11 protein-coding genes are annotated in these 13,814 nt (G+C 59.1%); 5 read left to right on the plus strand and 6 right to left on the minus strand.

The features are described from left to right. Positions 1-134: 134 nt before the first annotated feature. Positions 135-1,037, plus strand: a complete 903-nt coding sequence (locus AB6803_RS31290) for a LysR substrate-binding domain-containing protein (RefSeq protein ID WP_371112498.1) — start codon at positions 135-137, stop codon at positions 1,035-1,037. A gap of 131 nt (positions 1,038-1,168) precedes the next feature. Here AB6803_RS31290 and AB6803_RS31295 read toward each other — a convergent pair whose 3' ends face one another. After that, positions 1,169-2,044, minus strand: a complete 876-nt coding sequence (locus tag AB6803_RS31295) for a LysR family transcriptional regulator (RefSeq protein WP_371112499.1) — start codon at positions 2,042-2,044, stop codon at positions 1,169-1,171. A gap of 125 nt (positions 2,045-2,169) precedes the next feature. On the opposite strand from AB6803_RS31295, the gene AB6803_RS31300 reads away from it, so the two are divergent. The 4 genes from AB6803_RS31300 (at position 2,170) to AB6803_RS31315 (ending at position 7,531) form a co-directional block, all read left to right on the plus strand. Continuing rightward, positions 2,170-2,883 carry an SDR family oxidoreductase gene (locus AB6803_RS31300; protein ID WP_371112500.1) on the plus strand — a complete coding sequence of 238 codons (714 nt, stop codon included), beginning with the start codon at positions 2,170-2,172 and terminating at the stop codon, positions 2,881-2,883. Positions 2,884-3,590: 707 nt separating this feature from the next. Continuing rightward, a complete protein-coding gene (locus tag AB6803_RS31305; RefSeq protein ID WP_371112501.1) occupies positions 3,591-4,403 on the plus strand; it encodes a chromate resistance protein ChrB domain-containing protein in 813 nt (270 codons plus the stop codon). A gap of 5 nt (positions 4,404-4,408) precedes the next feature. Next, positions 4,409-5,812: a chromate efflux transporter gene (chrA, locus tag AB6803_RS31310; protein ID WP_371112502.1), complete on the plus strand. Its 1,404-nt coding sequence runs from the start codon at positions 4,409-4,411 to the stop codon at positions 5,810-5,812. A 552-nt stretch (positions 5,813-6,364) separates the two neighbouring features. Next, positions 6,365-7,531 (plus strand): DUF305 domain-containing protein, encoded by a 1,167-nt coding sequence (locus tag AB6803_RS31315; RefSeq protein ID WP_371112503.1) that lies wholly within the window; start codon positions 6,365-6,367, stop codon positions 7,529-7,531. Here AB6803_RS31315 and AB6803_RS31320 read toward each other — a convergent pair. The 5 genes from AB6803_RS31320 to ligD form a co-directional block, all read right to left on the minus strand. Next, the gene (locus AB6803_RS31320; protein WP_371112504.1) at positions 7,500-8,486 is read right to left on the minus strand and encodes an SDR family oxidoreductase; all 987 of its coding nucleotides are present in this window, start codon (positions 8,484-8,486) and stop codon (positions 7,500-7,502) included. The genes AB6803_RS31315 and AB6803_RS31320 overlap by 32 nt on opposite strands. A 479-nt stretch (positions 8,487-8,965) precedes the next feature. Next, on the minus strand, positions 8,966-9,268 hold the full coding sequence (locus AB6803_RS31325; protein ID WP_371112505.1) for a hypothetical protein: 303 nt from the start codon (positions 9,266-9,268) through the stop codon (positions 8,966-8,968). 385 nt (positions 9,269-9,653) lie between these two features. Continuing rightward, the gene (locus AB6803_RS31330) at positions 9,654-10,151 is read right to left on the minus strand and encodes a DUF4334 domain-containing protein (RefSeq protein ID WP_371112506.1); all 498 of its coding nucleotides are present in this window, start codon (positions 10,149-10,151) and stop codon (positions 9,654-9,656) included. Further along, positions 10,148-11,068 (minus strand): hypothetical protein, encoded by a 921-nt coding sequence (locus tag AB6803_RS31335; RefSeq protein WP_371112507.1) that lies wholly within the window; start codon positions 11,066-11,068, stop codon positions 10,148-10,150. Before AB6803_RS31335 ends, AB6803_RS31330 begins: the two co-directional genes overlap by 4 nt. A gap of 27 nt (positions 11,069-11,095) precedes the next feature. After that, on the minus strand, positions 11,096-13,762 hold the full coding sequence (gene ligD, locus AB6803_RS31340; protein ID WP_371112508.1) for a DNA ligase D: 2,667 nt from the start codon (positions 13,760-13,762) through the stop codon (positions 11,096-11,098). Positions 13,763-13,814: the final 52 nt, after the last annotated feature.

Genomic DNA, 13,814 nt, shown 5'->3' on the forward strand with positions numbered 1-13,814 from the left:
GATGGTCGCGGCCGGATCGGCCTGGATTGTCGATCAGCGCTGCTGGCCTTTCGATGAAGTGATCATGGCATCCGGAAAGATATTTGAGAAATTTACTTATTGGATTTTAGATATTCACGTGCAATTACATCTGGATGAAATACGACCTCAACCTTCTGCCCGTCTTCCTCGCCCTCATGGAGGAACGAAGCGTGACCCGCGCCGCCAGCCGCCTCGGCATCACACAGCCAGCGCTGTCGAATTCGCTCAACCGGCTACGCGACATGCTGAAAGATCCGCTGTTCATCCGGGAACGCTACGGCATCAGGCCGACGCAACTGGCCGAGGAGATTTTTCCCACGATTGAGGCAGCGCTGGCACAGCTCGACGAGCTGGTCGTCCACCAGCAGGATTTCGATCCGGCGAGCGCAGAACGCCTGTTCCTGCTCGCGCCGAACAGCTATGTGGAACTGGTGTTGATGCCAGCGCTGGTGGCCAGGCTGCGGGAACAGGCACCAGGCATCAAGCTTCGCATGACACCATTCGGCAACGATCTGGCCGAGACTGGCGTCATCTCAGGGACGACCGCCATGGTACTTGGAAGGGTCATCGATCCGCCCGACAACCTTGTCGTCCAGCATCTGATGGACGATGGCCTTGCCTGCATCGTGCGTCGCGACCACCCGGATGTCGGCGCCAACCTGACGCGGGAACTTTATGAGAGCCTGAAGCACGTCAATGTGTTGCCGCCCGGCCGAATTCGCGCAGGTGTGTTCCAAGCTTTAGGACAGCAGAACCTCAAGCGCGAGGTTGCCGTGTCCGTGACGCACTTCCTGGCAGTTCCCGAGATGGTGGCCGTCACCGACTATTGCGCAACACTCCCACGTCTGATCTGCCGCAGTCTGGAGCGTGACCGCCGTCTCAAAGTCATTCCCGCTCCGGTTGATCTTGGCACCTTCCCGGTCGAGATGGCCTGGCATGTGCGATATCGCCATGACCCAGCGCACAGGTGGCTGAGAGGCGTCGTGACGGAACTTTCGAAAATCTTGACAAGGTGACGGTCGCCAACTGCGATTTTCAGATGCATGCTTGATGAGATTCGGACCGTCGTGTACCGCAATTTTGGCTAAGACATTGAAATTCTTCTTCGTGCGCGCCTCTCGCGATCGAATGTAGGACCGCCAAGATATCAAAATTTAAGCGTAAAATTTGTTGACTTGAGTCTGCGTGATAAGAACTCAACGCACAATCGCACCTTAGCGGCGGCAAGACGACTATGCGGAAGGACGACGTGGATCGGCGCCGCGGCGAGATGAACTTGCGGCAGAACAATTTCCAGCTTTCCGCTTTCGACGTCGTCTTGGACATCCCAAATCGACTTCAGGACAAGGCCTGCACCCGACAGCGCCCAACGATGCGCTAGTTCGCCGTTGTTGGTCGTGAGCCTCCCCATGACATTGACGCTGCGGCCGTCGGCGAACGTCCAGTGATTGTTCGGCGGTTCGCCAAACGCAATAACCTCATGGCGGATCAGGTCTTCGATTGTTTTGGGCCTTCCACGGCGATCGAGATAAGCGGGCGCGCCGCAGATGACGCGCCTGTTTGGTGCAATTTGCCTGGCGACCAGATTGGAGTCGGCGAGCGTGCCGAAGCGTATCGCGAGATCGTATCCGCTTTCGACGATATTTGTCAGGCCGTCGTTTGTGTCGAGATGCACAAGCAGGCCAGGATGCATCTCTTGAAATTCGCTCAGCAAAGGCGCGATCCATCGGATGCCGAATGCGAAGGTCGATGTGACCTTCAGTACACCGGTAGCAGTATGCCTTCCGCTCGATGCTTCCGTTTCCGCATCGTCGATCTCCGCCAGGATCTGGACGCAGCGGTCGTAGAACCGTGCACCTTCATCGGTCAGCGTCAGAGACCGCGTCGTCCGGTTGATCAGCCGGACGCCCAGCCGCTCCTCCAGCCTCGACAATTTGCGGCTGACCACGGTCAGGGAAAAGTTCAGATCGCGGGCGGCGCCCGACAGACTGCCAGCCTGAACCACCCGCACGAAGACCAGCATGTCGAGAAAGTTGTCGCTCATATTGTTGCTGATATCGCAAGGGACCATCGACAACAATCTCCATTATCGCAAGATCGATCGAGCATTAATTTTCAGTCATAGAAATCAAACGCGGAGAGATGGACATGACATCGTTGAACCAGAAGCGGGTACTCGTTATCGGCGGCAGCTCCGGCATCGGGCTTGCCGTTGCCCAGCAGGCCCATGCCGCAGGAGCCGCAGTCACGATCGCATCGAGATCGGCTGCCAAGCTCGGCGAGGCAGCGGCCTCCGTCAATCCACCGATCGCCACTGCCGTACTCGACACCGGCGACACCAACGGGATCGATAGTTTCTTCGCATCCCATGAGACATGGGACCACATCGTCGTTTCCGCGGCCCAGACGCCCAGCGGCCCGGTTCGTAAGCTTTCACTCGACGACGCCAAGAAAGCGATGGACAGTAAATTCTGGGGCGCCTATCAGATCGCGAAGGCTGCACGGATAGCAGAACGCGGCACGCTGACCTTTATCTCCGGGTTCCTGAGCGAACGCCCATCGGCCACGTCGGTCCTGCAAGGTGCGATCAACGCCGCACTGGAATCGCTCGCCCGCGGTCTGGCGCTGGAGCTGTCTCCCGTTCGGGTCAACGCCGTGTCGCCAGGCCTAATCGATACCCCGATATGGGCCAAGATGGATGAGGCAAACCGCACGGCGATGTTTGAACGCGTAGCCAGCAGCCTGCCCGCCAAGACGATTGGCCAGCCCTCGGATATTGCCAACGCCGTTCTGTTCCTATTGACGACGCCCTTTGCCACCGGTTCGACCGTGCGAGTCGATGGTGGCGGTGTGATCGGCTGACGCCATGCGCCTCGATCATGTCACACTGAGGACAGCGAATCTGGAAGCGATCGAGCCCAAACGCAAAGCGTTGGTCGGCATTGGATCCGGCAATTTCACGCATCGCATGCAGCAAAAGGATACTTTGCTGCTAGAGTGTTTTCGTCCTGGCCTGCTGGTTCCGTTCCGCGCAAAAGATCCTGCTGCTCCATAACGAAGCCAATCACAAAATAGACCAATGTGAATACCCTTTTGGTCGTGCTGGACGGCACCTGCGGCACTGCACGGCTCCTGATCTGTACCGTCCAAAAACAGCTAGGAGCTTATCGCTGCAACTTTTAGACGGTCGCGGTCGGGACGCCGGGTTTCAAGATTGAAACCATCGCCGGCGCTCAGCAATGATCCGTATCCAAAGGTTTATCTGAGCAAATCGGAAGCGCAGAATGCTTAAAAAGACGAAGGCTGGGAGCGGTGGAGAAGGCACGCTTCCGCTTCTTATATTTGGACGTCGAACTTTCACGTTTCGTTCGAGATACATTAAGAATCATGGCCTCCTCTCTAGAGGCTGACCGGCCTTTACACCTCGAAGATGCTCAAAGCATTCACCCGACGAGGCGCTTGACATCCGGCGCGAGTAAGGCAAATTCTCGGGCATGGGGTTGCGATCACCCCACGAGGCCACGGCCGAAGAATCGCGTCCATAAACCCGCAACAACGGAGGACGCGCTATGCTGTCATTTCTCGAGATTACCCCAGACAAACTTGCCCGTATAATTGGTACTCCCAACGCGCCGACCATCATCGACGTCCGCATAGACGACGACTTCGGCATTGATCCCCGCCGCATCCCCGGGTCGATCCGCCGCGACTTCCGCCAGGTGACGGAATGGGGTCCGATGGTCAGCAGTCCCGCCATCGTCTTGTGCCAGAGAGGGCAGAAACTCGGTCACGGCGTGGCGGCTCACCTGCGCACGATGGGCACCGAAGCAGAGGTTCTCGAGGGAGGCTTCGAAGCCTGGCGCGATGGCAAAGGAATTCTCGTTCCGGAAGACAGGCTCCCGCCTCGCGACACGAAGGGACGGACCGTGTGGGTCACGCGGTCACGGCCGAAGATCGACCGCATTGCCTGTCCTTGGCTGATCCGTCGCTTCATCGACCCGTCGGCGATCTTCCTGTTCGTACCGGCAAGCGAGGTCGAGCTGGTCGCGGACCGGTTCAGCGCCACGCCGTTCGACATCGAAGGTGTCACCTGGAGCCATCGCGGCGAACTCTGCACGTTCGACGTCATGATCGAGGAGTTCGGCCTGACTTCGGAAGCCCTTTTGCGTCTCGCGACGATCGTGCGTGGTGCAGACACCGCCCGACCTGAGCTCGCTCCCGAGGTTGCGGGTCTGCTTGCGGTCTCGCTCGGCCTGTCGAGGATGTTCAACGATGACCTCGAACAACTGGAGGCCGGACTGACCATCTACGACGCCTTCTATCGCTGGTGCCGCGACGCGACGGACGAAACGCACAACTGGCCCAATCAGAGAAAGGGATAACCACCATGACCGACCTCCCGAAAAACGCTCTATCCGACGTGCCGGTCTCGAACGGCGACATCGTTCCGCTGTCCGAGGCCGTGAAAGTATGGGCGCGCGTCGCCGCGCTCAGCTTCGGTGGCCCGGCGGGACAGATTGCCGTGATGCACCGCATCGTCGTCGACGAGAAGCGATGGGTGGGAGAGCATCGTTTCCTCCACGCCCTGAACTACTGCATGCTGCTGCCTGGGCCCGAAGCGCACCAGTTGGCCATCTACATCGGCTGGCTGCTCAACAAGACCAAGGGCGGCATGATCGCGGGCCTGCTGTTCGTCTTGCCAGGCTTCATCTCGATCCTCGCGCTGAGCTACATCTACGTGCTGTTCGGCGACGTGACCGCTATCGAGGGCATGTTCTTCGGGCTGAAATGCGCAGTGCTCGCGGTTGTCATCCAGGCCGTGTTCAGGATTGGCGGCAGGGCGCTTAAGAACCGGACGATGGTCGCAATTGCCGCCGCGGCGTTCATGGCGATCTTCTTCCTTCACGTGCCGTTCCCGCTGATCATCATCGCGGCTGGTATCATCGGCTACTTTGGGGGGCGCGCAGGTATTCCCGCCTTCAAGGTCGGTGGCGGCCACAAGTCCGGGTCCGGAAAGATCCTAGAGGACCGGGACTCGGCGCTAGGGGAGGACATCCCCCACCATGCGCAGCCAAACCTTGCATGGTCACTGGAGACCTCTGGAGTGTTGGCAGCCCTGTGGCTGCTCCCGGTGGCGGCGCTGTTGATCACGCTCGGGCCGGACAACGTGTTCTCGAAGATCGGCGTCTTCTTCAGCCAGATGGCGGTCGTGACCTTTGGGGGAGCATACGCCGTCCTTGCCTATGTAGCGCAGGCGGCGGTGGAAGGATTTGGATGGCTCCGGCCCGGAGAAATGCTCGACGGTCTTGGCATGGCGGAAACGACACCCGGGCCGCTGATCATGGTCACCCAGTTCGTTGGATTTCTAGCCGGCTTTCGCGATCCGGGTTCACTCTCGCCGCTAATGGCTGCCACCCTCGGCGCGGTCCTGACCACCTGGGTCACCTTCCTTCCGAGCTTTCTGTGGATATTCGCTGGCGCTCCGTTCATCGAGAAGATGCGGGGCAATGTCGCACTCGGCGGAGCGATGTCAGCGATCACCGCTGCGGTCGTCGGCGTGATCCTCAACCTTACCGTCTGGTTCGGACTTCACGTGTTATTTGCAAAGGTCCGTCAGGTCTCGTTTGGCTCGTGGACAATGGACGTCCCCGTGGTGACCTCGATCAACTTGCCTTCGTTGGTCCTGACTATATTCGCAGCCCTGGCTATCTTCCGGGTTCGGATGTCAGTGATCGTGACACTCCTGTCATCGGCGGCGCTCGGCGTCGCTTGGACAGTTTTGGTCAAATAGCTGTGCAGGAAATGAGTGCCGCTAGTGTTGAAGGGTATTGCCAGTTCTGCAACGGGTACAGACCATCGCCGCACCCGCGTCTGTATCGGCCGTCCTTCTTCTAAGGTGTGTTCAATTTGACTGTTAACATAGTCGGCTTGCGCCAGGAGGTTGCGATACACCATGCGGACGGAGCGATCAAATGGTCCAGTCAATCGTGGAATTGTGGAACGTGGCGGGTACGGAGGCGGCAATCGGTCGTGGCATTACGACAAAGTTGAAGGTGGTCTGACTTTCCTCGAGCGTAAGCTGGGGACATTCCGTAAAGGGGCTTTGGCTAATCTCTACAGCGACCACTCGTCGCCGCGCAATTCATTTTTTAGGTCCTTTTGCTAGTGCCATCCACGCCACGTTGCACCCCCAGTACCTCGTCTCGGCGTAAGCCTAGTCAATGTTGCCCCGTTTTCTGGACGTGCAAGCAAGAAAGGGTTTTCGAACTGGCGGTGGCGCTCTTGAGATGACGGCAATGCATTCTAAATGATCCCGAACGAAACGTAGAAGTTCGGCGGGCACATGAGACAGGTCTTAGGCGCGGATTTCAGGTGGAACTGGCGAGCAGCAGCCCTGCTGGGCCTGATGAGCAGCACGTTCTCTACGCTGGTCAGCCAATTCACTGCGGCGCGAATCGGCCGGGATGCTGCCGTGGATTGGATGGTGGTGGCAACCATTCCTTTAAGAGACTCCGCCCTTCACATCGACCCAGGCTGGGTTGCTATTATCGGTGGCATTCTGTTCCATCAATGGGCGGATTTCTCATGGGTAATGGTATTTTTCGTCGTGGGTCGGCGTTGGACCGCGGAATTACCTCCCCTGACGATTTTGCTCTTAGCTCTTCCCTGGGCGGTGTTCACCTCCTCCATGGAATGGCTTTTCCTGGTTCCGCTGTTCCCCTTCTGGCAACCGATCTTTCCGTTACAGCAGATCTACTGGATCGGGCTGGGCGTTCACCTGGCGTCAGCGTCCTTATACCCGATTTTTCCGGCGCTCCGGGACTGGTTCGCTGGTAGGCGGCCATCACCTTACCGCAGGTTTGCCCTGACGTGGAGCGGTCTTGCTGCCGCCGGTGTGCTGGCTCTCGGACTGCTGGCTTTCCTCGGCTCACAAGACAGGGAGCTGCGCTGGATGGGCAACGACCCCGCGCATGACCAAGCGTTTCTGCGCCGGATGGCTAACCATCACGCGCAGGGGCTGACAATAGCCGAAGTCGCTACAAAACGCGCCACTGATCCGCATTTGCGTGCACTTGCCGCCCTCATGGGCGCTTCGCAAAAGGGCGACATCGCGATCTTCACGCAATGGTGGCGCAGTTGGTTCCACAGCGAATTGCCTGAACCTGGCCCTGAGGAACATGCTGAGATGCCTGGCATGCTGACGCAGAACGAGATCAACATGCTGACATCTGTGCCGAGTCCGGAATTTGACGCACTGTTCGTCCGCCTGATGACACGTCATCATCGAGGAGCCATGGTTATGGCCAATCAGGCTACAGAGAATGCCGAAGATCCTCGAGTCCTCGTCATGGCTCGTGCCATCTTGCACAGCCAGAGTGGTGAAATCGACCTTATGAACGGCAGCTACGGGTGGCAAGCGGTCAGAAACGCAGTGCTGTCATTGTTTCGCTTGAAGCCGCACGAGGGATTCGATGCCGTTAGCGCTCATCACGCCGGAGCCTCGCACTGAGGCCAATCAGCAGCAGGGTAGCCGCAACGGCGAGACCTGCCTTCGTCATCACCCGTGCCGACGGGATACCTTTGCGCTCGCGCCAGCCTCCAGTAGAGGTCGTTCCAGCCGGAATAGGCGTCAGTACGCCACCATGAGTTATGGGCGCTGGGACAGCCCGCTTGAGCACAGCAGCGGCTGCAGCGCCAACCACGCGCTCCACGGGACCTCGGGCGACCGCATAAGCAAGTTGTCCGGCCCGGGCAGGCCAGCCAACCGCAACCTCGTCGCGGGGCGACAGCACCAGACCGACAATCGTCTCGGCTACATCCTCAGCGTCGTAGATGAACGGTGGAGGCTCAACCTTACGACCTGTGAAGTTGGCGCCGTGCTCGATAATGGGAGTATCGATCACGGCAGGAAAGACGCCGCAGACATGGATGTCCGGTCTGCCCACCAGTTCCTGTCTTAAGCTCCCGGCAAATCCCCTGACACCGAACTTGCTGGCGGTATAGGCGGCTGCAAACGGATTAGGCACCCAGGCAGCCATCGAGACGGTGTTGATCAGAATCCCGCGGTCCTGATTCAAGAAGATCGGCAGGGCCGAGTGGGCACCATACATCACGCCTAGAAGATTAACCTCGATCGTTTGGCGATGCAGCTCGAGTGGGGTGTCTTGGAAAGACCCAGCAACGCCAGTACCCGCGTTGTTAACCCACACGTCAAGCCCTCCAAAGGAGCTTTCCGCCGTACCTGCCAAAGCTGCCACGGCATCAGCATCCGTCACGTCCGTTGGAACGGCAATGGCATCGGCACCAAGGTTTTCGCACTCCACAACAACCTGTCGTAAGGCATCGGCGCGCCGGGCGGCAAGACAAAGGCGCGCACCACGCCGTGCGAATGCAAGGGCAGTCGCACGACCGATACCGCTAGAGGCACCGGTAATGACGACTGATGCTTTCCAAAGATCCCTCACTTGTTGATGCCTTCGATGTTCTGCCGGGAAAGTTCGATAACCCGCTGACTGGGATGTTGTTCCAACGCTGGCAGAGAACGATAACACACGTCCACCCCGTGTTGGGGCACGCAAAACCAAATTTCGCGCGTCGGGCCACTGCCTGTAGAGTCGCGGTGCCTGTCGACGCCCTGCCAACGTCTGGCCATCTGCACGGCCGGTCAGTGAAGCAAGATCCTACAGGGATTCTACTTTTGAGGCGGCCGCTCGGTTCGTCAGCCGGGAGATGAACACCCTGTCCGCAAACTCTTCGATGGCACCGTTATAGTCTTTCGCTGTCTCCAAGAAGCCCATGTGGTTGACGCCGCTGAACAGTCGCAACTCCGGCCCTGGAATGAACTTAGCATTTTTCTGCTGGCATCCGGTACCGTGACGATATCTGCCTCTCCACCGAGTACGAGCACTGGCACAGATGTTCGAGGTAATACGGCAGTGGCATCTCACCGGAACATCGCCAGGTCACCCCTGGCCTGGATGGACGGCGAATTCACGGTCATAAACCATGCCACACGGCCGAGTTGGCTGCGAGTCGCATGCCGGCCGAAGCCCAGTCTTGCCGTCAGGTGAGTCCAGCCGCTGAGGTAGCTCTGCCACGACATCAGCCAAGCAATCGGCATGAGAATGATCTGAAGCCAAAGCGCCGGCTCGATCAACGGCCATCGCAGCAGGCGGAAGAGCGGGCTGAGGACGACGGTTCTCAGTGGGTTCGTGTATGTCGTGTTGAAGAGCACAATGCCGGCCACGCGCCGTCCCTACACTGCTGGGTCGTCGCGCAACAGCGTCTCGATTGTCATGCCGCCAATGCTGTGACCGACAAGAAGGACCGGCTGTTGCTGCATGTCCAACACCACCTTCAAATTTTCCGCCATGGCAGCTAGGCTGACCTTGCGAACCGTTGCAATCGTACGCGGCTTTTATCAACTCCGTAGATCTTTTGCCTATGCGGCGTCGCTTATAGCAACCCGTCCCAGTTCCGCCGATAGCCATGAATCCACCGACAGATCCTTTCAGATCAGCCCATGGCTCCAGCGGCTGCGGGATTGGGGAGCATGCCAGGGCGGACAATCGACATCCGGTATTCGATGAGCAGTGAAACTTGATGCGGCAGGCTGGTCCTGCCGCCTAGGTTCAAACCTCTTCAACGCGCTCGAGCTCGAAGAAATAGACGCGGTCGTCGCCTTTGATGACCATGGCTCCCATGAGGCGATTATCGTCGACCTTGCGGAAATGATCGACGATGGGCTGGGTGTCATAGGCCATAGCAGCACTTGTCACCCCGTGAAACGGCACGGCTTTCAATGATGCTACCGGACCCTTCGCTCTCAGCCTGCACAGCAAATAGAAAAACAGATTGCTTGCGGCTCGGGTCCTGCCGAGCTTGTGGAAACGGAGTGCAAGACGGAGCGGTATCCAGGCCGGATCGATGGCGACCAGGCGTTTCTCCCCTCCGCGGAACAACAGCGCATCGGCACGCATCTGAGCCGAGAACCGTTTGCCAAACCAGCCGAGGTTTTCGAGCACGCCGTCCAGAGGGTGGCCAGACGGAATACCCCGGCCCGTCCAAAGTCCTATCATCTCACGCGGCTCCACAGGCGGAAGCCCCTGAAACCTTTCCATCTCGCTCATCGCCTATTCCCGTTCGACGGGGTCTCCGATCGACCCTGATCTTCCTGCCGTTGCTGCTGGGTGCGCTGTTTCGACCTGGCTTTCTGCCGCGCAGTCCGCAGTTCGTCCAGATCTGGCAACCACCAGCCGCGAGCCACCTCCCGCTCGCCGGGGGGCGTTCGAGCGGGCCAGGTCGTGACCAGTTCCTCAAGGGACCCTGGCCGCCAGGCCACCCAAACGTATTCCTCGTTTGGTAACGGTTGAAAATAGAACTCGGTTACAGCGTCCGGATCTGCCAATTCGCCATGCGTATCGCTGAAGATAACGACGCCCGCATGCGTACCGATCGCACGATCGAATGGAGGCAGGTCATCGGCCGGTACGGGATAGCGTTTTCGGCGCCGCTCACTGGTTCTCGCCTTGGCTGCTTCCTCCTCCTCGGTGCCTTTCAACGCCTCACGTCGCGCCTTTCGCACATCGGGCTCGTTACGCTCGGCGGCTGCCTCGATCGCCGGCCACCGACGGCGCAGCTCGACCAGTGAGCGATAGGGCACCGTCCACAGACGGTGATCCGCATCCCAGCGCGCCAATGGAATTTCCCGGATTTCGGTGACGACCGTGCGCGAATAGGGTGTCCGGATCTGCAAACCGAACGAGGCAGCGTCGAGATAGCGGCTTTCGATCGGATCAAAGGCGAAAGCGTCCCTGCCCTTTTCGTCGGCGAAAGCATCGGCTTCGGCTTCCATCTGGGCGAGCCAGCGTCCGATGCGCTTGCCGGCAGTGCGGCCTGGCACAAACCAGGCGTTCAGCCTGTCGCTCCATCGCGCGCGGGGAAACGACTCGCGAAACCGTTGAACCGTGACGCGATCATGAGGCAGATCCGTCGTCGCTCCGACGGGAAGTTCGGCTTCTCCATTGCTGGTCGTTTCTCGTTCCATCGCTCTATTGCCTGTGGCCTGCTGGCCTCACGCAGCTTTCTTTCGGGATTTTGCCAGCCGCTTGATGGCCTGTTCCAGCGGCCTCTGCCCATCACAGTAATCCTGCCAGGCGGTGCTCTTCTTCAACAATTCGGGCACGGTGCGGATCGTGAACCGCTTGGGATCGAGATCTGTTTTCACCTGACTCCAGTTGAGCGGCATCGAGACTGTTGCTCCGGGACGTGCGCGCGGTGACAATGGCGCAACCGCCGTCGCCATGCGGTCGTTGCGCAAATAGTCGAGGAAGATGCGTCCACCGCGTTGATTCTTGGCCATCTTGATCAGGTAGCGCTCCGGATTGTCGCGCGCCATATCCTGGCAAACATCATGGGCAAAGCCTTTCGCTTCATCCCAACTGAGTTTCTTGCCCTTCGGCACGGCCAAGGGCGTGACAACATGCAAGCCCTTGCCGCCAGTTGTCTTGCAAAAGCTGACAAGCCCTAAATCCTCAAGGCGGTCGCGGATTTCTCGTGCGGCCTCGACGATAGTGGAGAATTCGACGTCCGGCCCGGGATCGAGGTCGAAAACCAGCCGCCCCGGGACTTCCGGCTGCTTGGGCTCGCAGTTCCACGGGTGAAGTTCGACCCCACCAATCTGAGCAATCGCAGCCAGTCCCTCGACCCGATCAATTTGCAGATAGGGCTTCTTGTCGCCGAAGACGGTGACGAGCTCAAGCAGGTTGGACGTTCCGGGCATGGCATGGCGCTGGAAGAACTGCTCGCCGCCAATTCCATCGGGCGTGCGGATAATCGAGCAAGGTCGGCCCTTGATATGGTCGATCAGCCAAGGCCCAACCGCTTCATGATAGCGCGCCAGATCGACCTTGGTAACCGGTTCGCCATCACCGGCATCCGGCCAAAGTGGTTTGTCCGGACTGGAGATCATCACGCCCATGACTTCGGCCTTCGTACCCTTGCGGAAACGCTTGGGCGGCGGCGGCTCTGCGGTCTCCGGATCGGGGACCTCGTTTGCAACAGGAGATGCGGGCGTCTCGGCTTCCACTTCCTTGGCCGGCTTATCTTCTCGAAGGCCCTTGAACGCCGCCTGCCGGACCTGGCCATCACTCGTCCAGCCAGCAAACTCGATCTCCGCGACAAGTTCTGGTTTGAGCCAGACGATGTCGGACGATTTCTTCGGCGCACCGATGCCTGTGAACGGTGACTTTGAGGTCTCCATTTCCTTCAGCTTCGGCAAGAGCGTCTCGACGACTTTTGCGCCATATCCCGTACCGACCCGGCCGACATAGACGAAGTGGTTGCCACGATTAACGCCGACCAGCAGCGATCGGAACTTGCCATTCGTCGTGGCATAGGCGCCGATGACCACTTCGTGACCCGCCCGGCATTTCGATTTCGCCCAGGTCTCCGTGCGACCGGACCGGTAGGGCGCATCAGCCATTTTCGAGACGATACCCTCCAGGGACAGGCGGCAAGCAGACTTCAGCACCGCGTCGCCGCCGGTTTCAAAATGCTCAACGAAGCGAAGCCTGGGATCGTTGCCGGCGTCGGACAAGAACGCAGCGAGCCTATCCTTTCGCTCGGTGAGCGGCAATTCGCGCAGATCCTCGTCGCCTACGAACAGGAGATCAAAGGCGAAAAAGATGAGGTCGTCCGTCTTGCCCTCCGACAGCGAAGCCTGCAACGCGGCAAAATCGGGAGCGCCGTTTTCATCAAGGGCACAGATCTCACCATCGATGATGCAATCGGGAAGCTTGGACGACGACGCAGCAATCGCAGACCATTTCGCGGTCCAGTCCAGGCCCTTGCGGGTCTTTAGGGTGACCTGACCGTTCTCCACCCGCATCTGGATGCGATAGCCGTCGAACTTGATTTCATGGATCCAGCCATTTGCAGATGGCGGACGCGCCAGGGTCTCGCATAGCTGCGGCGGGACGAAGTCCGGCATCAGGGATTTCGCGCGTTTGGTGCCCGCCGGCTTCTTCGCTGACTTGGTGGAAGTCTTTGACCCGGCCTTGCGCTCTTCGGCGGCAAGACCGTGATTGCTGTCCCACACCGCATCCGCTTCGACCGCGCCGCCTTGCAGCATGAATGGTTTTGGCTTCTTTCCTTTGCCGGATGCGATAGCCTCCATCGTTCGACCGGATGCCACCGATGTATCGTTCTCCTCAAGCACGGCTGCGCCATTCTCCTCGACAGAATAGTCGTCATGATGTTTGATCAGCAGCCAATTGGTGCGTCTGCCGCCATCGCGATCATGCCGCATGCGGACGAGCACGAAACTGCCATGAAGGCGATCACCCTCAAGGGTGAACTTGAAATCACCCTTGGCGAGCGCCTCTTCCGGCGTCTTCTTTCCTTCCGGCTCCCAGTAGCCCCGATCCCAAAGCATGACCGTCCCGCCGCCGTACTGACCTTTGGGGATGGTGCCTTCAAAATCTCCGTAGTCGAGCGGATGATCTTCCACTTCAACGGCAAGGCGCTTGTCGCCAGGATCGAGAGAAGGACCTCTTGTCACCGCCCATGACTTGAAAACTCCGTCCAGCTCCAGCCGAAGATCATAGTGCAGGCGCGTCGCGTCATGCTTCTGGATCACGAACCGACGAGGGTTGGACGCACTGACCGTCCCCTCTCCGCTGGGCTCGGCGGTCTTCTTGAAATCGCGCTTGCCGCGGTATGTCGAGAGATTGTTGGCCATGGCTATAATCCTAACGCAAGAGAAACGGGGCCGGTCGCAAGGCGACCCTGTA

Origin of the sequence: Rhizobium sp. RCC_161_2 (assembly GCF_041355235.1) — a bacterium.
Classification (GTDB): domain Bacteria; phylum Pseudomonadota; class Alphaproteobacteria; order Rhizobiales; family Rhizobiaceae; genus Rhizobium.

Excerpts from the sequence above, each read along its gene's own strand:
- AB6803_RS31290 (WP_371112498.1), top strand. The coding sequence starts at position 135 with ATGAAATACGACCTCAACCTTCTGCCCGTCTTCCTCGCCCTCATGGAG.
- AB6803_RS31295 (WP_371112499.1), bottom strand. The coding sequence starts at position 2,044 with ATGCTGGTCTTCGTGCGGGTGGTTCAGGCTGGCAGTCTGTCGGGCGCC.
- chrA (WP_371112502.1), top strand. The coding sequence starts at position 4,409 with ATGACCGACCTCCCGAAAAACGCTCTATCCGACGTGCCGGTCTCGAAC.
- AB6803_RS31300 (WP_371112500.1), top strand. The coding sequence starts at position 2,170 with ATGACATCGTTGAACCAGAAGCGGGTACTCGTTATCGGCGGCAGCTCC.
- ligD (WP_371112508.1), bottom strand. The coding sequence starts at position 13,762 with ATGGCCAACAATCTCTCGACATACCGCGGCAAGCGCGATTTCAAGAAG.
- AB6803_RS31335 (WP_371112507.1), bottom strand. The coding sequence starts at position 11,068 with ATGGAACGAGAAACGACCAGCAATGGAGAAGCCGAACTTCCCGTCGGA.
- AB6803_RS31315 (WP_371112503.1), top strand. The coding sequence starts at position 6,365 with ATGAGACAGGTCTTAGGCGCGGATTTCAGGTGGAACTGGCGAGCAGCA.
- AB6803_RS31305 (WP_371112501.1), top strand. The coding sequence starts at position 3,591 with ATGCTGTCATTTCTCGAGATTACCCCAGACAAACTTGCCCGTATAATT.
- AB6803_RS31330 (WP_371112506.1), bottom strand. The coding sequence starts at position 10,151 with ATGAGCGAGATGGAAAGGTTTCAGGGGCTTCCGCCTGTGGAGCCGCGT.